Annotated in this window: 18 protein-coding genes; 5 read left to right on the top strand and 13 right to left on the bottom strand. The window is 37.0% G+C overall.

From position 1 onward, the window contains the following. Positions 1–272: 272 nt before the first annotated feature. Positions 273–2,066, bottom strand: a complete 1,794-nt coding sequence (locus tag JOC86_RS21685; RefSeq protein ID WP_205175060.1) for a M3 family oligoendopeptidase — start codon at positions 2,064–2,066, stop codon at positions 273–275. A gap of 215 nt (positions 2,067–2,281) precedes the next feature. After that, positions 2,282–3,199: a DMT family transporter gene (locus tag JOC86_RS21680; protein ID WP_205175059.1), complete on the bottom strand. Its 918-nt coding sequence runs from the start codon at positions 3,197–3,199 to the stop codon at positions 2,282–2,284. 235 nt (positions 3,200–3,434) lie between these two features. Here JOC86_RS21680 and JOC86_RS21675 point away from each other — a divergent pair, with 235 nt between their 5' ends. Beyond that, positions 3,435–3,923: an Lrp/AsnC ligand binding domain-containing protein gene (locus JOC86_RS21675; protein ID WP_205175058.1), complete on the top strand. Its 489-nt coding sequence runs from the start codon at positions 3,435–3,437 to the stop codon at positions 3,921–3,923. Positions 3,924–4,020: 97 nt separating this feature from the next. Then, positions 4,021–4,149, top strand: a complete 129-nt coding sequence (locus JOC86_RS25090; protein WP_275583426.1) for a hypothetical protein — start codon at positions 4,021–4,023, stop codon at positions 4,147–4,149. A 25-nt stretch (positions 4,150–4,174) separates the two neighbouring features. Here the strand turns inward: JOC86_RS25090 and JOC86_RS21670 are convergent, their stop codons facing one another. From JOC86_RS21670 to JOC86_RS21655, 4 genes are all read right to left on the bottom strand, one after another. Then, entirely contained in the window at positions 4,175–6,043 is a 1,869-nt protein-coding gene (locus tag JOC86_RS21670; RefSeq protein ID WP_205175057.1) for a cation:proton antiporter, read from the bottom strand. A gap of 102 nt (positions 6,044–6,145) precedes the next feature. Further along, a complete protein-coding gene (locus tag JOC86_RS21665; protein WP_205175056.1) occupies positions 6,146–7,468 on the bottom strand; it encodes an oligosaccharide flippase family protein in 1,323 nt (440 codons plus the stop codon). 265 nt (positions 7,469–7,733) lie between these two features. After that, positions 7,734–7,916 carry a hypothetical protein gene (locus tag JOC86_RS21660; protein ID WP_205175055.1) on the bottom strand — a complete coding sequence of 61 codons (183 nt, stop codon included), beginning with the start codon at positions 7,914–7,916 and terminating at the stop codon, positions 7,734–7,736. A gap of 86 nt (positions 7,917–8,002) precedes the next feature. After that, positions 8,003–11,152, bottom strand: coding sequence for an efflux RND transporter permease subunit (locus JOC86_RS21655; protein WP_205175054.1), 3,150 nt, complete (start codon positions 11,150–11,152; stop codon positions 8,003–8,005). A gap of 176 nt (positions 11,153–11,328) precedes the next feature. On the opposite strand from JOC86_RS21655, the gene JOC86_RS21650 reads away from it, so the two are divergent. Then, the gene (locus tag JOC86_RS21650) at positions 11,329–12,195 is read left to right on the top strand and encodes a TetR/AcrR family transcriptional regulator (RefSeq protein WP_205175053.1); all 867 of its coding nucleotides are present in this window, start codon (positions 11,329–11,331) and stop codon (positions 12,193–12,195) included. A 51-nt stretch (positions 12,196–12,246) separates the two neighbouring features. On the opposite strand, the gene JOC86_RS21645 is transcribed toward JOC86_RS21650, so the two are convergent. Genes JOC86_RS21645 through JOC86_RS21630 form a run of 4 tightly spaced genes read right to left on the bottom strand, consistent with a single transcriptional unit; the run spans position 12,247 to position 14,584 of the window. Continuing rightward, positions 12,247–12,762, bottom strand: a complete 516-nt coding sequence (locus JOC86_RS21645; RefSeq protein ID WP_205175052.1) for a sigma-70 family RNA polymerase sigma factor — start codon at positions 12,760–12,762, stop codon at positions 12,247–12,249. 23 nt (positions 12,763–12,785) lie between these two features. Further along, a complete protein-coding gene (locus tag JOC86_RS21640) occupies positions 12,786–13,256 on the bottom strand; it encodes a DUF1284 domain-containing protein (RefSeq protein ID WP_205175051.1) in 471 nt (156 codons plus the stop codon). A gap of 18 nt (positions 13,257–13,274) precedes the next feature. Then, positions 13,275–14,141, bottom strand: a complete 867-nt coding sequence (locus JOC86_RS21635; RefSeq protein WP_205175050.1) for a hypothetical protein — start codon at positions 14,139–14,141, stop codon at positions 13,275–13,277. 5 nt (positions 14,142–14,146) lie between these two features. Then, a complete protein-coding gene (locus JOC86_RS21630) occupies positions 14,147–14,584 on the bottom strand; it encodes an SRPBCC family protein (protein WP_205175049.1) in 438 nt (145 codons plus the stop codon). Positions 14,585–14,931: 347 nt separating this feature from the next. Between JOC86_RS21630 and kynB the strand changes: the two genes are divergently transcribed. Continuing rightward, on the top strand, positions 14,932–15,555 hold the full coding sequence (kynB, locus tag JOC86_RS21625; RefSeq protein WP_205175048.1) for an arylformamidase: 624 nt from the start codon (positions 14,932–14,934) through the stop codon (positions 15,553–15,555). 291 nt (positions 15,556–15,846) lie between these two features. Here kynB and JOC86_RS24810 read toward each other — a convergent pair whose 3' ends face one another. Then, positions 15,847–15,936 (bottom strand): putative holin-like toxin, encoded by a 90-nt coding sequence (locus JOC86_RS24810; RefSeq protein ID WP_239587767.1) that lies wholly within the window; start codon positions 15,934–15,936, stop codon positions 15,847–15,849. Between the two features lie 266 nt (positions 15,937–16,202). Here JOC86_RS24810 and JOC86_RS21620 point away from each other — a divergent pair, with 266 nt between their 5' ends. Continuing rightward, entirely contained in the window at positions 16,203–16,361 is a 159-nt protein-coding gene (locus JOC86_RS21620; protein ID WP_205175047.1) for a hypothetical protein, read from the top strand. A gap of 92 nt (positions 16,362–16,453) precedes the next feature. On the opposite strand, the gene JOC86_RS21615 is transcribed toward JOC86_RS21620, so the two are convergent. After that, positions 16,454–17,125, bottom strand: coding sequence for a Dph6-related ATP pyrophosphatase (locus JOC86_RS21615; protein ID WP_205175046.1), 672 nt, complete (start codon positions 17,123–17,125; stop codon positions 16,454–16,456). A 278-nt stretch (positions 17,126–17,403) separates the two neighbouring features. Beyond that, on the bottom strand, positions 17,404–19,638 hold the full coding sequence (locus JOC86_RS21610; RefSeq protein WP_205175045.1) for a UvrD-helicase domain-containing protein: 2,235 nt from the start codon (positions 19,636–19,638) through the stop codon (positions 17,404–17,406). Between the last annotated feature and the right edge of the window lie 105 nt (positions 19,639–19,743).

Genomic DNA, 19,743 nt, shown 5'->3' with positions numbered 1-19,743 from the left:
TTCACCCCGCTTTGAGAGATAGATATTTAGTAATCTATTCCCCAATGGAGATGAAGTAAACAAGCTTATCTACATTAGGCTTTGCTCATGGGAGGAATCTTTGTTGATTATTTAGATTACTGAAATGAGCCTAAAATGTGGATTCTTCGATTTTATGGGATTTCTGTCTTATGGAAAAAACTAAACTTGTCATTAAAAGGTTAAATATCACTTTATGATCATCTAAAAAAGATCAAACCAAAGAGATTTGATCTTTTCAAAAAATTCTCGACTTACTCCCCAGTCAGCTCCAAAAACTCCTCCACATCCTGAATACAAAGCTGAATTCCTTTTTCCCAGAATGCTTCTTTCGTAATGTCTTCACCTAAATGTTTCATTGCAAGCTCTTCGACATTCATCACTGCCGTATCTCTTAATAAAGCCATATATTTTTCCTCATAATTTTCGTTTGATTCTAACGCTTTTGCGTAAATGCTTAACGAGAATAAATAGCCGAATGTATACGGGAAGTTGTAGAAAGGAACACCCGTAATATAGAAGTGAAGCTTTGAAGCCCAGAAATGTGGATGGACTTCATCTAAAGCACCTGCAAAGGCTTCTCTTTGTGCTTCTTCCATTAGCTCATTCAACCGAGTCGATGATACGGTTCCTTCTTTTCGCTCTTCATAAAAACGCGTTTCAAATAAGAATCTCGCGTGTATATTCATGAAAAAGGCAACACTTCTTTGAAGTTTATCCTCTACTAATGCTATCTTTTCTTCTTTAGAAGTGGCTTCTTTTACCGCAGCATCCGCCACAATCATTTCGGCAAAAGTAGAAGCCGTTTCAGCAACATTCATCGCATAGTTTCGATTTAGCGTATCCATTGGTTTAAGTGCATAGGAGTGGAATGCGTGTCCTAATTCATGTGCAAGTGTAGCGACGTTGGACATACTGCCTGAATACGTCATAAAAATTCTGGATTGCTGGCTTAATGGAAAGGATGTACAAAAGCCACCTGGTCGCTTACCTGGTCGATCCTCTGCTTCTATCCATGAATCTTCAAATGCTTTCTCTGCAAACTTTGCCATTTCAGGACCAAATCGTTTAAAATGCTTTAAAATAAAGTGAGCCCCTTCATCATAGTTCATCTTGTTAGTGGATTCGGCAACTGGCGCATCAAGATTAAACCAGTCCATTTTCTCTTTCCCAAGCATTTTTGCTTTGCGATCCAAATAGTGCACAAATGGTTGTTTATGCTTAGAAATCGCCCCCCACATCGCATCAAGGGTTTCTTGCTTCATTCGATTATATTCTAATGGTTCTTTTAACACCTCTTCCCAGCCACGGGCCTTGTAGACATTTAAGCGGTACCCGCCAAGATGGTTGAGTGTCTTGGCAAACAGCTCTTCTTTTTCTTCCCAGGCATTTTCGAGCTGATCATGTATCTCCTTCCGAACCTTTTCATCCTGATGGGAGGTTAAATTATTCGCTTGACCAATCGAAAGCTTCTTCTTTTCACCATTCTCAGTAAAAGGGATTTCCATCGTTCCAACAATCGTATCGTACATTTGCCCCCATCCATGATAACCATCAATGGATAGCGTTTGTATAATCGCTTCCTCTTGATTGGAAAGCTTGTCTTTCGCCTTTTTTCTCCACTCATTTAAGACAAAAGAAAGCTCTGATAAAGTCGAATGCTGCAACAGTAGCTCCCATACTTCTTCAGAGGTTTGCGCGAGCTTTTGCTGAAAAGCATTAAACGTCGTTTGAAATTCTGCGCTGATAGTCGTTAGTTCATTTTGTAGACGATCTGCATCTCTATCATTCATATCCTGTGCTTGCAGGCACCCAATAAACGCTCCTGCTTGTCGTAAATAAAGCATGATTTCTTTAGCTTCTTCAATCAATCTTGCAACTAGGTCTCCATCCGTATCACTTTGCGGAGAAACAAACGCAACTTCATTTTCTGCAAACCTTCTTTTTTTATTTTTCAGTTCATTTATATGTGCTCTAAACTGCGATGATTGGCTTCCTCCTGAAAAAAAAACATCTAAATCCCATACGTCAGAATAGGTTTTCAACATACATATCCTCCCTTTCCATTTTACGTATTTTTTCTATGTATAAAGCTATTCTATCATTTTCATACTTTTCATGCTTTTTAAATAAGTATTTTTATAGTTATATTTTGAAAAGACTCAATTAGAAATTGGGATACGGTTTCTTCATAATTACATCTTTTTACTCATACCTAACTAGATAATCCCGGCATTCTTAGCAATACACAAATGGCGTATAATTAACTTTGAAAACTTTGATTAGTGAAAGCATTTCGTTTTGTATGCACTTTTATTTTAAAGTATGAGAATAAATAACAACCTATTATCACAATTGCACTACCTATTCCTTGTACCCAAGTCATTTGTTCTCCTAATAATAAAAAAGCTAAAAGAGAAGTAAATATCGGATTAAAGTTTAAAAAAACACCTGATGTAGTAGAACCCAATTTTAGAACACAAATATTCCAAAGTACCATACATGCTACTGTTGAGATAACTCCTGTATAAAGAATAGAACCTACGAAAGAAGGATTAATATTCGAAACAGTAAAATCAGGGACGCTTATAGGAAGTAGGACCATCAATCCAAAAATAGCTGAATATAAAATAGACATCAATGCTGAAGTCTTGGTCATTGCCCATTTGCTACAAATAGTATATATTCCCCATACACATACGGCAGCAATCATCCATAAATCACCTGTATTAACATCCAATGAAAGCAGATAGCCTATTTTACCTTTTGATAGCACAAGAATTACTCCAAAAAGCGAGAAAAACATTGAAAAAGTTTGTAGCGAATTAATTTTTTCTTTCAAAAATAAAACGGAACAAACTGCGATTGAAATCATATTTAAGGTAGATAGTAATCCAACATTTGTCGCAGTCGTTTGCTCTAATGCTAAAAATTGCAAAAGATTAAATAGAACCACACCTGTTAATCCCATTAAAAACAATGGAAGTAAAGCATTTCGTGGTGGTAGAATCTTTTTTTCCTTCCACCATACAAGAGGTAAAAGGCAAACGACTGCAATGATCCACCTCAAGGCCGTCAGTGTGATTGGAGAAGAATGTTCTACTAGAGATTTACTAACAACAAAATTTCCTGCCCAACATAAACAGGTTAAAAGCAGCAAGACATAATACTTATACGACATATCCTTTATCCCCTTCTTCAAATATCACTGTTTTATTTAATAAACCTTTAAGCCATTCACCCGATAATATTTATTTAATTATTTTAACATTTACACTCCTATTCCAGTGTTTATTTTTGTATAATTGAACAAATAAGAAATAATCGTATGTTTCTAATGAAAATTACGAAATTATATTTTGTTTTCTTGATTATCTATTGGGGGTTTCAGAAGAATTGAAAAGGAGTGAAAAGCAGTGGAATCGGTTGTTAATAAAATACTTGATGACATGGATATTCAAATCTTAGATATTTTGCAAAAAGGGGCACATGTAAGCAATTCTGAAATTGCTAAACGAGTTAATCTGTCGCCGCCCGCTACTCACGCAAGGATAAAAAGATTAGAAAATGAAGGATATATTACTCAACATGTTGTTATTTTGAACCAAGAGAAGCTTGGATTTGATTTATTATCTTTTATTTTTATGAGCACAAATATTCATCAAGCTGAGAAGCTGGAAGTCTTAGAGAAAGCTTTAGAATCTATGCCAGAAGTTTTAGAGTGTCATTGCTTAACCGGGGAATATGATTATCTTTTAAAGGTAGCAAACAAAGACCGCAGGGAATTGGAGAGCTTTATTAGAAAATTAAATAGGCTTGGGATCACACGCATTCAAACTAGCCTAGCACTAAGGGAAATAAAATATTCCACCGTTTTACCTATACGGGAAGAAAATAACCGCTAAATGAAAGGGAGTGGATTATCACCTCCCGTTACTACACATGTAAGAGCTCAAGGATAGATCCTTAAATTGTGTACACGATATAAACAGGAGGGATCATATGAAGCCAAAAAACAAACAATTTACAGCAGCTGGTACCGATATTGAAGAAGTTAAACGATTGAATGCGGCATCAGGGTTAACCTATAATCAAGTGAAAGCAAGGCTTGCTAATCAAAAGAAGAACTAAGCAAAACGAAAAGTCCGAAGCCATTTTACTGGCGATCGGACTTTTTCTGTGCTTCCCTCTGAACTTCTAGTTTTTCTTGAATTTTATTAAGCTCCTTGCATGGTTTCATCAGACTAACAACAATATCTCCAACCTCTGCTTTTACAGAACCATTTTGGGTGAAAAACTCGATGACTCCAGAAGGTTTACGAACAAACAATAAAATCGTGGTTCCTTCTCTTTCCTCAAGATAGTCTTTAAAAGGATATTTTTCCGTTATATTTGTTTTCCTTAAGACATCTCCCCGTTCTATCCGCTTATTTAATTCTTCCCATGTTGCGTCTTCTTGAAAAAGAATTCTCCCGCCAACCGAATGGACAAGTTGATCTAAATCTTTACCTAGATGATCTTGGTTTTGAAAGCTAAGCTGATAAAGATTATTTCTCCCGAGTACTGGATTGAATGTTGTACAAACAAGCGCATTATAGGAATCATGTTCTGTTGCAGCGATCATATATTCATATGGTGTCAGATCAAAGTGATACTCCGTTTGTTCAGATAAGATTTCTCCCCGGTAATAAGGAACCTCTGCTTTTCGAGCAGAAAATAAACGGCTCCACGAAGAATCGGTGATCGTCACGGGGACCTTCAAATCCTGAAATATTTTTGCTAATGCTGTCGTAAAGCTACTGGCCCCGACAATCAGCACTCCAGGCTGATCATCCGTTGCTAAGCCTAATTTTTGTGCCATCCATTTTATCGAAAATCCATGGGCAACAACAGTAGCAAATACTAATGCAAAGGTTAGCGATGTTAAAATTGAAGCATCCTCAAAACCCGTTTCCAATAATATAGAGGCAAAATAACCTGAGACGGTTAAAGCAACGATCCCTCTTGGAGCAATCCAGCCCACTAATAACTTCTCTTTAAATGACAAATCAGTACCCATCGTCGACAGCCAGATAGATAATGGACGGACAACAAATAACATTAATAATACAAACGAAATAATTCTCCAATTGAAAATTTCGATTAATGTTTCCATTGTTAATGAAGCGGTCAGCATGACAAATATGGCAGATGTTAATAATACGGATATATTTTCTTTAAAATGTCTCATATCGCCAATTGAGGAGATATGCATATTCGCAAGCGTGATCCCCATGGCTGTTACAGCCAACAAACCCGTTTCATGCATAATGTTATCGGAAACCGCAAAGCAGGCGAGGACAACCGCAAACACAACAGGGGATTTTAAAAATTCTGGAACATGCCCTTTTTCAAATAACCAACCTGTTCCTTTTCCACAAACCCATCCAAGTATCGCAGCAAAGAAAGAAGCTAAAAAGAATAGCAGTAATGAAGTCAGAGTAGCATCTTCAATCAATAAGAAACGAATAATTTCAAAGGCAAAGATAGCCAATAGCGCACCAAACGGGTCCACAATGATTCCTTCCCACTTCAATATGGCAGCAGGCCTTGGCTTCAATTTGGCCTGCCTTAGTAATGGAAGAATGACTGTTGGGCCTGTCACGATGAATAGTCCTCCAATGACAAATGCCACAGCCCAGGATAACCCCGCTAGATAATGGGCTCCAAGTGACCCAAGTATCCATGCAAGAAAAGCTCCAAGTGTAACAATCCTTATGACTGGACGTCCAAGTCCTCTTACTTCCCGAAAATCTAAATTTAAACTTCCTTCAAATAGTATGATGGCAACTGCAAGCGAGATTATCGGACTGAATAGATCACCGAAATCTTCTTTAGGGTTGATAATTCCTAAAAATGGTCCTGCGAGCAATCCCATAATGGACATGATCACTATCGCAGGCAATCTGAATTTCCACGCAATCCATTGTGAGAAGATCCCTAGAAATCCAATTAGCATAATATTAAATAATAAAGAATCCGACATAGACCTTCCCCTTCTATAATTTTTATGTAATAGAATATTGTACGGTATACTATCCCCTTAAACATGAAAAGTTAACCATGTTTTTATGGTTAACTTCATCCTTTATCTATTTTTTAACGATTTGAAAAATAATACGGGAAAACCGATTTTTGTACAAATCGTCCAATAATGCAGTACCGTAATGATGACCGCCCCTAAATTCATTCCTAATATGACTCCAACCATTGAGAAAGATTCATTTGATCCTAATAGATAAATCGTTGTAAAGGACACAACAGTCGACCAAACCGTATGATAAAGAGCATCCTTCACCATTCCTAAGCCAATTAAGAATGCTTGAAGAGGCATGACAAAAAAGTGAAATAGAAAATACGGCCATAACAGCTGTAAATAGAAGGTTGCAGCCGATGATTCAAAGAACATATGGGTAAGCATATCTCCCCAATGGTAAAAAATAAAAATCGCGGGGATCCCATATAACAATGTAATCCATGTAACTTGTCTTAATAAAAAATGCAGGCCATTAAAATCTTTTTTGGCTACTTTTTCTGATACTGTTGGAATGAGCACTACTAATAATGAATGCGAAATAAAAGCCGGGAAAAACCCAATGCTCATGGCTACACCTGCGAGCAGTCCGAAATGTTCATTCGACATCGTTACACTCATCCCTGAATGAACGAGCGCCGCCTTAATCAGAAACGGCTGAATCGCATGTGTCACAGCATGAAAAACCCTCATCACGGTTGTCGGAAAAGACACAGCAATCAGCTCTTTCCGAACATCTCTCCCTTGCAGCGATTCTGAATAAACTCCTCTTTGCTTTCGTAAATAAAGAAAATAGGCTTGCATTAAATAAAGAAAGACGACAACCTCACTTGCTATCAATGTACTAAGGGCGATAAAAATCGACGTTTCTGTTGTAAAGGAAAACAAAGTGTAAACAATGACAAGTAAGATCAACTGAGCAATTTTCCGTAAAAAGTTGGCAGTTGCAATCTTTCCCATATGGTGGATTCCCATAAAGTATCCACGTGCAATCGAGGAAAAGGCAATGACAGGGATTAGAATCAATATCAGCCATTTTATCCCTGGATGTTCATGAAAAACCGGAACGATATTTACAACGACCATCATAATAAGAAGTAATGCCATTGTCATTAAAACTGTAAATCTCATCGCATGCTGAAGCATTGATCGGTGGTGACTTGCTTTCCTTTCAGATACAAACTTTGATATTGAAATTGGCAATTCCAGACTCGCAATAATGACGATTAGAAAAATAGAGGGAAGGATCGACATATAAATTCCCAGCCCCTCTTCACCTAGCTCTTTTGCTAATTTCATATTAATTAAAAACTCTAGGCACTCACCAAAAAACGCAGCAACAACCAACAATAACATCCCTCTATAAAATACCTTCATGCGTCTCTCCCAATTCCAAACAATTTGTCCATATTGAAGTGTATGTACTAGAAGTTGAAAATATGGTTATCTTATGAGAAATGTGGAAGCATCTTACTTATTTTATTTAGCTCTTTTGAGGACTCATTTTTACTTATCCGAATTTTAACGACCTCTTTTTACTCCTTTGAGGAGGATATTCGCTTTCTCTCTTTTTCACCACTTCATACAAAGTTTTGGATGTTGTCATTGCATTTTTTCGAATTTTACACTTCGGACCGGGCACTTAGGTTCCTCTTTTTTTGCTTTCCATACCTGTTTTGCTAATTCCCCCATCAAAATCAAGTATCGGCTTAATTATTTGTCCGGTTTGAATGATATTTTGTCCGTTATAATGTTTTATTTGTCCATAGTGATCTTTAATTTGTCCAAAAACAATATATATTGACCAATCGACCATATTCGACAACTTATTCGCATCTTATAATTTCCAATAAAACAAAAAAGAAGGACTAATAACAAGAGTGATCCCCTCTTTACTAGTCCTTCTTCTTATTATGCTGTTTTCTTTCTAGTTATTTTCTTTTTCATTTTCATTAAGACTTCATAGACCACTGGTACCACCACTAGTGTTAACAATGTCGAACTTGTTAATCCACCAATAACCGTTACACCAAGTCCTTTTGAAATTAATCCACTACCCTCTAGACCTAGTGCTAATGGGAATAGGGCTCCAATTGTCGCAATTGCTGTCATGAGGATTGGACGTAAACGAGTGACACCTGCTTCAAGCAATGCCTCTCTTGTTGAAAGACCTTCATTCTCTTTATGAATAACGCGGTCAATTAATACAATCGCGTTCGTTACAACGATACCGATTAGCATTAAGGCTCCAATCATCGCAGAGATACTTAGCGTTTCTCCAGCTATGAGAAGTCCTAATAATCCACCGATAATACTAAATGGTAATGAGAACAGAATCGCGAATGGCGCCAGTCCTCCACCAAATGTAATGACTAGGATCAAGTAGACAATAGCGATCGCTGCGAGCATTGCTAAACCTAATTGGGTAAAGGATTCTTGAATGTCTTCTGTGACTCCTCCAGTTTCCACATCAATGGAAGAAGGGATGTCAAGCTTATCTATTTCTTTGTCTAATTCAGCAGACGCCTTTGCAACGTCATCTGTTTTCAGTTCACCAGTAACCTGAACATACACTCTTCCATCACGTCTTGTCACCGTATCAGAAGTTTCTCCTTCTTCTACTTTTACGACCTCTTCGATTGGAACCTCTACACCTAGAGGTGATTGAATCGTTTTACCTGTTACATCCTCAATCGAGTTAATGCTCTCTTGAGTCATCTTCAGATAAACATTCAATTCTTTCCCGTCTTTTTCGATGGTCGTTAGAACAGGCTTTTCACGTTGCGGCATTAACTCCTGAGCGATTTGTCCAGCCGTTAACCCAAGTTCACTGAGCTTTTCGCCATTTGCAACAAGTGTGTATTCTTCATAAGAATCAGAAATACTGGATTCAACATTTTTAAGAGAATCATTGTCTTTCATTACTTCCTGAACATCTGTTACAACCGGCTCAATTTCTTCAATTGAATCTCCATATACAAAATAGACGATTTCGTTACTTCCAGCACTCGCTGAAAAATCTTGTGAAGCCCATTCACCTTTTTCAGCCTGATCTTGAAGCTTAAGAATGACTTCTTCTTTTTCTTCTGAAAAATTCTTTGTTTCTTCATCATACTCAATGAAGAACATCGCACTATTTGAGCTTCCGGGACTCATCGGGTTTGCACTTCCGATTGAATACTGAATCGTTTCAACCCCTTTACGGTCCAATAAAAGTTCTTCGGCTTGTAGAGCAATCTTTTCTACTTCCTCTTGTGTTTGACCAGGAGCAGGACTATAGGTGGCAATCACCATTTTTTCTTCTTCAGAAGGCAAGAAGCTAACTCCAATGATTGGTACTAAGAATAAACTTCCAACCAACATTGCAACGGCAAGTAGTGAGGTAATGATTTTATGGTTTAATGACCAGTTCAATGCACTCTTATAAGCCCTTGCTAATGCGCTAGGTTTCGGATCATGATTCTCCTTAACTTTTACACCCTTTTTAAATAAAGTATGTGCCAGCATCGGAACAATTGTAATCGCAACCAATAACGATGCAAGTAATGCGAAAACGATCGTTAACGCAAACGGCAAGAATAATTCACCAATCATTCCTTCCACTAATCCCAGCGGCAGGAATACAGCTATCGTCACAATAGTGGATGACATAATTGGAACGAACATTTCTTTCGTAGCTTCTTTGATTAATTCTTTCCCTTTAAGTTTTTCTCCAGGTAACGACATTCGTCTATAGATATTCTCTACAACTACAATCGAATCATCAATAACGCGCCCAATGGCAACGGTCATCGCACCCAATGTCATAATATTGAGGGTAATATCCATTTGCTTTAAAAATAGAATTGCAATCAGCAATGAAAGCGGGATGGAAATGACCGATATAAGAGTTGATTTAATATCTCTTAGGAAGAGAAGAATGATGATAATCGCAAACACTGCACCAAACAAGGCTTTATTCAGCATCGTGCTAACAGATTCTTCAATTGGTTCACCTTGGTCAAAAGTTGAGACAATCTCAATACCATCTATTTCTTTTTCAAAACTTTTTATTTCCTCTTTCACTGCATTGACAACATCCACTGTATTAGCATCTGCTGCTTTAACAATTTGAAGACCAATGGCTTCTTTTCCATTTGTTCTTGAAATCGATTCGGCTTTCCCGATTTGCTTGATTTCAGCAATCTCGGAAAGTGCGATCGTTGGGATCTTCAGTTCACCTTGCTGGGCTGTGGTTGTACCGTTTGCTGTTGGAACTTGTTGGTTAGGGTTTGGGGTTGAATGAGGAATCTGCCCCTGCCCTTCTTGGCCTCCACTTGGAATCATTGGAATTTGCAAATTCCTTAGATCTTCCAATGTAGTGATGTTTCCGTCAATAATAACCGACTTTTCCGTATCACCAAAAGTATATAATCCAAGAGGAACATTTATATCGGCACCTTGAATCAAGCCTTTAACCGTTTCTTGGTCAATTCCAAGCTCCTTCATCTTTTCTTCATTAAAATCCAGTTCAATTTCCTCAACCTGTTGACCTGATATCTGTACAGATGAGACTCCATCTAACCCTTCAATTTCCGGGAGCACTGATTCCTCTACAGTGCTAGTTAACTCTGCTAATGATTCATTATCATTAGATACACTTAATGCCATGACAGGAAAAGCATTGATACTAAGTCTCGATGCTTCTGGTTCTTTTACCTCTTCAGGAAATGAGATATTAGATAGTGCATCTTTGATTTCATCCTCTGCTTCTTCCATGTCTTTTGAAAATTTATACTCAACCTGAATAGCGGACACATTCTGATAAGAGGTGGAACTTACCACATTGACTCCATTTAAATTCTGTATCCGTTTTTCAATTGGCTCAGAAACCTTTTCCGCCACTTCCTCTGGTGTTGCACCAGGATAGGCTGTTGTTACACTTACAATCGGTGTATTAATATTCGGGATTGTTTCAAGCTTCATATTAAAGCCCGAATATAGGCCTGCTGCGACAATAATAAAGGTCATAAGCCATACAGCAAATTTATTCCTTAACACAAAGTTAATGATCTTATTCATCCTACTCTCCCTTTCGTCCAAAAATCTCTCTCTTTTTCTGACTGACTAGTCATAACGTTAATAAATATAACTGACCAACCGGTCACAAGTCAACAGAAATAATCTTGTAAAAAATATTTGATTTTCATGACCAATCAGTCATAATAAGAATAAGAATCCCGTTAGGAGAGAAAGCGATGAAGGAAAAGGAAAGACTAATCATTGAAACGGCAATGAAATTATTTGCTACAAAAGGGTTTACTGCAACGTCTATTCAAGAAATTGCTACGGAAAGTGGAATTTCAAAAGGGGCATTTTATCTTCATTTTAAATCGAAGGAAGCTCTATTGTTGGCAATCCTTAAGTATTATTTTAATCGTATGCATACAATGATTAATAAAATAGAGAACGAGAATTTAGATCCAAGAACACAATTTATGAAACAAATGCAGTGCCAGTTGATTGAGATACAAAAACATAAAGAATTTATTATTATGCAGGCAAGGGAAAATGCAATTCCCTTTAATGACGAGATTGAACAACTTATCCACAGTATGAGATTAGAATCTAATCTTTTTTATACAAAATCCATTATGTCAATCTATGGAAAAAAAGTTAAACCTTATTTATATGATGTTTCACTTATGCTTCAAGGGTTTTTCCATTCATTTTTAGAACTTATTATGTTAGACAAAATAAAAGTGGACATCCCTTATCTTACAGAGTATATGCTAAAACGAGCCGATGATATTGTCGAAGGCTTATTGAAGTCCAATGATCCCTCTGTGGTCCCAACAGAAAAAATGGAGCAATTCATTTCTGACAGCATATCTAAAAACCTTAATAAAGAAAGCATCTTAAAGTCTATTCAACGATATAAGGAACAGTTTTCTCAAAAGAAAGAAGAGGATGTGTATATTACGTTAGAGGTGTTAGAAGAGGAAATTGCTCGTGATCATTCCAGAATCCCTGTCATTCAAGGAATGCTTGCCAACTTAAAAGATCATAAACCATTAAAAGAATTTCGCCGCTTAGTTGCTCAATATTTTGGAATCTCTCTTTAAAATTTTTGGGGCCAGTTACAAAAATGTTTTTTTGTAACTGGCCCCAAAAAATTATGCCCACGCGATTAATTCGATTTGCAGCTTTTCCCTTCCCCTTTTGATCCGGGATTTTACTGTTGAAATCGGTAACTGACAAAGCTCAGCGATCTCTTTTAATTTAAGCTGGTTTAGATAAAATAGTTTGATAGGCTTTCGATAAATTTCTGGAAGCTTCTCAATCGAAGAAACAATCTCATTAAGAGCCAGGTTGCCAAGAACCTTTTTTTCAGTAAAGTATTCTTGAATCCCCTTCATCCCTTGCTCTTTAAGTAATAGCTGATTCTTCATCCTTTCATTCTTTTCCTTTCGTAAAAAATCAATACACCTGTTTTTAGCCATTGTAAATATCCAGCTTTTCACAGAATCTTTGTTATCGATTTTGCTCTCATTCTGATAGGCTGATAGCAGTACTTCTTGATAAAGATCTTCAGATACTTCCTTATGCTTAGTAATGGAGTATATGAAACGGAATAAATCCCTGTTATGTTTCTGTAAAAAATCCTCTATAATTGAACGATCATCTTCCACCGTTAATTCTCCTTTTTAATAAATCATATTTTCATATAAATAAACGATGAAAAATGGATATCCCCTACAGTATTATTGAATTTTTCCTTTAAGTCCTGAATTCCTTCCTTGCATACTCCAAAGGAAAGCCAGGAACACCCCTCACATAAATGATCTAAGTCTTCAGGAGAAACCTTTTCTGCTGTATGGGATAGTAATTCATTTTTATTGTAGCTCTCTCCAGGACTGATCCCAAGATGGTTGATGACACGATGATCTAACGAAAGAACATGTTGATTAGAATCCTCACTTTTTTCACATTTCGTTTCCCCTTTATGTGGACATGCAAAGCAAGCATCATCAAAAGAGGCTCTGACTTCAATTTCAATGTCCTCTCTATTACTATTGAAATCTTTCACAATTGCACCCATTTCATCTACAAATGCCGGACTGTACCCCATTCCCTTAAATCCATGGATACAAAGGAGGTGATGCCCTCTAATTGCTCTCTTCATATAACTTCTCCTTTGTTTTCATTGCTGATTTAAACCTTTGACCATCATGACATCCTCTGTAATTAAATGGTAATCCTTAAGTCCCTCATAGGCTCCAGTGGGCAGGGAGGATTGATAGAGACTTACTACTTTCCCTTCGCGAATAAAAGTTTCAAACTCAATAACCTCTAGCATATTTGTTACCTCCGCTAGACTACAGCTATTATCAAGTGCGATGGCATTGATTTCTGCAAATCCAGTCTTTTTACGTATCGCAATCCCGCAGTAGCCTTTCAATTGATCTCGGTTATAGAAGGAAATAGCAAAATCAAACTCGACTGAGGAATAATATTCACTCATCATTTGCAGCTCTTCATTAGTGGAATCCTTTCTTTTAAGGCGCTTCCATTTTTCAAAATCAAATTGCCCTTCAAGCTTATAATCTATTGTCGCTTTAAATGTTGAACCCTCATCGTTCAGTTCTTTACCGATAATAGGCGATGAATTTGAAATCATAAAACCCTTTGATAAAAAGTAGTCAATTGGTTCCTGCCATTGACTTCGAAATCTTTGAGCGAACTGCTTTCCTCCATACTCGTTACTTGAGGCAAAACCGTAAACTCTATCAAATAACTCATCTTGAATATCACGATATTCTGGCAGCACCCATGGATATCCTAATGAGACAAACGAACCCTTTCCTGTAAAGCTCATATAGCCAACCAATGCGTCACCATCATAAGCGAAGCATCTCGTTTTTGGGTGAAATTCTTTTTGCAAGGAAAAATGTTTTGGAGAATGAGTTGGCTTCCATGCATAGGGTAACGAAGATGTCATACTCTCCCAAAACTCGTATTGACGTGTAAGATCCCCTTGATCTTCAAAATTTCGATATACTATTCCCATCATCATTACTCCCTCTCGATTACATTTTTTAAATTCCGAAGATGACCTCCATCCTCTTTTTTTAATATGTTGACGATCATTGGTTTCACCAGCTTCATCCAGAGACCATTCACTTCAACATCTCCTTTAAAGTCAACAACGGTACTCTCGCCATTCTCTCTAAATTGATAGGTATACACTACTCTTAACCCATTATGCTCACTCTCAACCGCATAAGATTGGTTAGGGGTAAATTCTATAAATTTAATCACAGCATCCGCTTTTTTACCTCTGATCTCACGTGTTTCTTTATACTGGGTTCCCACCGCTGTTTCTCCAATTGTCAGCTTTTCAATTGCCACTACATTGTCCATGATTTTAGGTGAGTTTTTTAATTCACTAGCAAATTGAAATACCTCGTTAATAGGTTTTTGGATGACAACACTATCATGTAATTCTGGCATTTTTCCTGCCTCCACCAATTTTTATTTTTTGTTCGTAAATATTGTTGTTATTTGATAAGGGGTTGGTTGTAGAGCGGAAGAATTTTGCTTTTCGCTCCAACCAACCCTTTCACAAAATTTAAGTTCTTAAAAAACAACCATCAGTTAGAAAACAGCCTATTTTTTAAAAATAAATCCAACTCAATTGACATTTCTTACTATATTATACATTCGTTTCTTGAAACCAATTGTCCTTTTGGATAGATACAGAAATTTAATTTACTATTCACTCTCTTTTTATTATTCTTAAAGTATAGCTGTTTAACGATAATTCCTATAAAAAAGAAACGCTAGATTAGGAGGATCCTATGAAAATCATTGATATCTCACAAAAGCTGCATCATGGTACCCCTGTGTGGCCAGGGGATACGCCATATTCTTTTCAATTAAATTGGACCAAAGAACAAACGGGCTCTGTTAATGTCGGCCAACTAACGATGAGTACTCATACCGGAACCCATATTGATGCTCCTTATCATTTTGACCATAACGGTAAAAAAGTAGCTGACCTCCCACTTGAAAGATTTATCGGACCAGCCCTTGTCGTTAACGTTTCTGGAAAAACCTCCATTGGAGCAGAGGATGTCCAGCACCTTGACCTTACGGAGATTTCTAAGCTGTTATTGAAAACAAGCTCATGGGAAAATAAATCTGAATTTCCTTCTGAGATCACTTTCTTACAAGAAGATCTAGCGCCATATTTAATGCAACAAGGAGTGGATTTAATTGGAGTCGATGTTCCTTCTGTGGATCCCATTGACAGTAAAAATTTACCAGCACATCATTCCATTGAAAATTCACATATCCAAATTTTAGAAGGAATTGTACTAGATGAAGTGGAAGAAGGAATCTATGATTTAATTGCTCTTCCCCTTCCATTAACCGAAGCTGATGGGTGTCCAGTCCGAGCCATTTTAATCGATCGCACTTAATAGGAAAAAACTAGGATTATATCGGAAGTTTCTTTACTTCAATACATAGTGTTCGGTATAATTTATGTAAGCAAATCACGAAGGGGTTGTCCCCTAACCAAGGAATCAGGAACCACAACTTCAATATATGGAGAGATCCTTTAGGTATCTCCTATATATGATTGATTATCGTGTTTCCAGACCCCTTTTGGGAATCCCCTTCATTGACCAGTATACTCTGCCAAGAGCAGTAGCTCTTATAAGAGAACGTGAAGTAACCTTACCCTCGGTGTCGAGCCATAGCGGGTGGGGTTACTTCTTTTTTTGTGTTGCCGCAATAATTGCTACAGTCAATGTCCCAAAAGCAATCATAATTTGTAAAACGTCTGCTACTTCAACCATTAAAGAGCCACCTCCCACCTAAAAGGGAGTAGCCACTGCCCACCCAGCTACGTACACTGTAACCTTATTTTAACACAAAAACAGAACATATGTTCCTATATAGTAATAAAAAACTAAAAATTAGTCCGATACTACTGAATTCCGTTTGATTTGTCCTAAAAAGGGAAAATCATACATATACATTAATATGATGACCTTCCTGTTTAAAACTTCCATGAGCAGCATAAGATTATACTATCTAATTCTATAGGCGAAGGAGGACTCGAGTGATGGGAATCGCTGCATTTCTCGGACTTGTTGTCGTTTTAGGTATGATTGGTGGAGTCTTAATTTATTTCTTAAGACAGACATTAAACACTGAGGATTCAAGAAAAATTGACCCCTATGAGGAACAGGATTTTAATAAAAAGGATTTGCATTTGTGAATTAAAAAAGCGAAGAGGGCAATGCCTCTTCGCTTTTAAACTCCCAAAAGGGATTTCTGACTTGTAATAAATAAGTTTTTTGAGAACAGCTGTTATTTTCCCGTTAATGAAAATGAATCTATTTCTAATCTTTTTGTGGTTTCTTGAGCAACAACCTCACCAGGGTTTATCGTAATTTTCTTCTTAAAAAGCGGGCCGTCATACACAAAGGTATGATACTCCCCTGCTTCGCCCATTGGACATATTTCTGTATTTGACAGCTCGTCAGCAAACTTTTTATCGATTGTTTGACCAAGCCATTTTTCTAACCCTAACTCATTTTTCGTACGAATAATTAAAGCTTGATAGCCTGAATTCACAAAATGATATAAGCTGCTCTCTGCTTCAGCTTGTTTCATCCAAAGTGGATAAACGGCTTTTAATCCTGTTTTTTCAGCCACAGCTTCTCCCCATTCGCGATGCCCAGGTAAATATAAATCCCCAAAAGCAATTGCATCCACTTGACAGCGTTCCTTTAACATGTTGACATCTTGAATAAAGGTCTCAGTATATGTATTCATCTCTACTTCAATAAAATGAACAGGTATATCCAAGGATTCAGCTTGTGCGCGAATCATTTCTCGCTTTTCACCATGTCCAAAGGTTGTTCCGATTTCTTTAGATGCCGTTGTGATCAGACAAACTACCTCATGGCCTTGCTTGATCAACGTGTCTAAACACATACAAGCATCCTTACCACCACTCCATGATAATAAGAATCTCATGATTGAATTCCATCCCTTCTGTTTTAATTCCCCTTTTATATTATTCTATCAAAAAAATTTTTTGTTTGAATGAGGAAATGCTCTTTGTGAAAATTGATTAGGATTGAATTGACCAAAACCATCAGAGACTTATTCGCACATTAATTTTTCCAGAACTCTTGATTATTTGTCTGAAACCCTTATTTATTTGTCCATAAGCTATAATAATTTGTCCGATAACCACAATATATTGACCGTTCGACAAAAACCGCTACTTCTCCAACCCTTTGCAGACGTATCTATACTTCTTTTATCCCAATATCCATTCGAGAATGGCATAGAGGGCATAGCTTTCCGCCTATCTCCCCTTCTTCTATCCGTTGCCACGCAATACATTCTTGAGATGTACAAATCCACGCTTTTACCTTTTTCTTTGTTTTAGGAATTTGCTTTTTTGATATCGGCTTTTTTACAGTATCTTTTTGAAAAGCACTGACTATAAATCGTGATATATCTCGTTTTTCTCCTTGATAAAAAGCAGGTGAGCTGATGTACAATTCTTCTTCTGCTCTTGTGATTGCCACATATGCTAGTCGTCTTTCTTCTTCAATGGCGTCTCCTAACATATCTTTTCCGCTTGAAAAAGTATTTCGATCCTTTAGTTTTTCAATATCAAGAGCAGATGAGTGGGGAAGATTCCCTTCACATGCGCCAATGAGGAAAACAACAGGAAATTCAAGTCCTTTTGAGCGGTGGATGGTCATCAATGATAGTGCATCCTTCTTTTCGGCCTTGCTTATATTTTGCAATTCCTCATGCTTCTTTTTCATATTTTCAATAAAGGTTAAAAAGGTTGATACAGTATCAAAACGTTTCGCCGATGCTTCTAACTCATTTAAGGTTTCTTTTAGTACTTCCTTGTGTTCTGTCACTTTCTTTTGCTCCGCACATTCTAAATAGGTATCATAAAACTCTTTTCGAATCATTTTGATTGCATCAACTGGTTTTTCGTTTTGCAATGTTTTGATAAGCTTTAGCCTGTCTTTTATTTTTTTTACCTGAAAAGACTTAATATGGTTCATTGTTGTTAAATGGATAATGGGATACTTCTTTCGATTGCTTCTTTCTTGATTTAAGATATACTGGATGCCTTTTTCTCTTCCAACAAATAATGTCGGCAAGATCCCTTCGATTGCCTCAAAATTTCTCGGAACAAGAGCTAGCCTTAAGTAATCTATAATTGGTTTAACGATCCACTGCTCGTAAAAAAGTTGATCATGTACGTTATACGTAATAAATGGAACCTCTTCTAAAAGTAATCTTTCAAACATCGCCCTGCTGCTGCTTGCCGTTCTATGTAAAATCGAAATATCCTTATAAGAATATTTCCCACTGGCAATAAGCGTTTGAACTTTTTTGAGTGTCCATTCTGCTTCTTCATCGGTTGTAGATGGTCTTGAGTAAAGAGGATTTATTCTTCCAGCTTTTGTAGGCTTCAGCATTTTTACCCGACGCTTTTTATTGTGACGTATCACTTCATTTCCTAATCCAATGATATCCGGCATTGAACGGTAGTTAAGGTCGAGCGTAGTCATTTCGGCTTCAGGAAATTCATTGTCAAAGTTCAAAATAAAATCATTCCGTGCACCGTTAAAGGAATATATTGTCTGATCATCATCTCCAACAATAAATAAGTTTCGATGCCCCTTAACTAACAGCTTAATTAAGCTATATTGCAGGAGGTTTGTATCTTGAAATTCATCGACCATCACATACTGAAATCGTTTTTGTAAGCTTGATGTGAGCGAAGGATTATGGATAAGGAGATCATACGCATAAACGAGAATATCATCAAAATCCATTTTCCGATTTTCAGCCTTCCAATTCTCAAATGCTATCAGAATCTCATTCTTTTCCTTTTCGACTTGAGTTGATGAAGGCCAATCTCCTCGATCTATTAAATTCATTTTATAGAATGATAATGTCGAAAGTAGAACTTCTGGTTCATACGGGTCATGAATTCCTTTACTTCTCTGAATTTGTTTTAAGATGATTTGCTTTTGTCTTTCACTTGAAAGAATCTCTTCTCGATTTCCTTGTGATCTCAGCAGGTATAAGAAAAAGGAGTGAAATGTACCTGCCATTACTTTATCCGCTTGGCTTTTATTTACACCAGGTAGCTTCGCAATTCGCGCTTTCATTTCCATTGCTGCTTTTTTCGTAAAAGTGACAAGAAGGAGCTGACGAGGATCAACCTTTTTTACTGTCATCAGATAGCCTGTACGGCATACTAGAACAGTCGTTTTTCCAGAACCAGCGCCTGCAAGTGTTAAAAATGGTCCATCCACATGGCGAACAGCCTTTAATTGTGCCTTATTTAGATGGATTCCGTTATTCTCTAAAGATCGAAAATAAAAAGAATCCTCTTCTTGATTTTTCACTAACTCGGTTGTGCTCTGACTTTCTGTAACCTGTGCACGGGGCACTGTTGCATCAGCTATCCCAAATGGACTCTTCGCAAAAATATCTTCCAAACTTCTCACCTATCGTATTTTAATAATGTCCTCTCAAATGCTAACAAGGAATGGGGTTTTAGACAATGAAAAGTTTAGGATAAAAACATATTATTAAAATATTTT

Origin of the sequence: Rossellomorea pakistanensis (assembly GCF_016908495.1) — a bacterium.
GTDB lineage: Bacteria > Bacillota > Bacilli > Bacillales > Bacillaceae_B > Rossellomorea > Rossellomorea pakistanensis.
The sequence above is the reverse complement of the archived record's forward strand: the minus strand, read 5'-3'. Positions and strand labels throughout refer to the sequence as shown.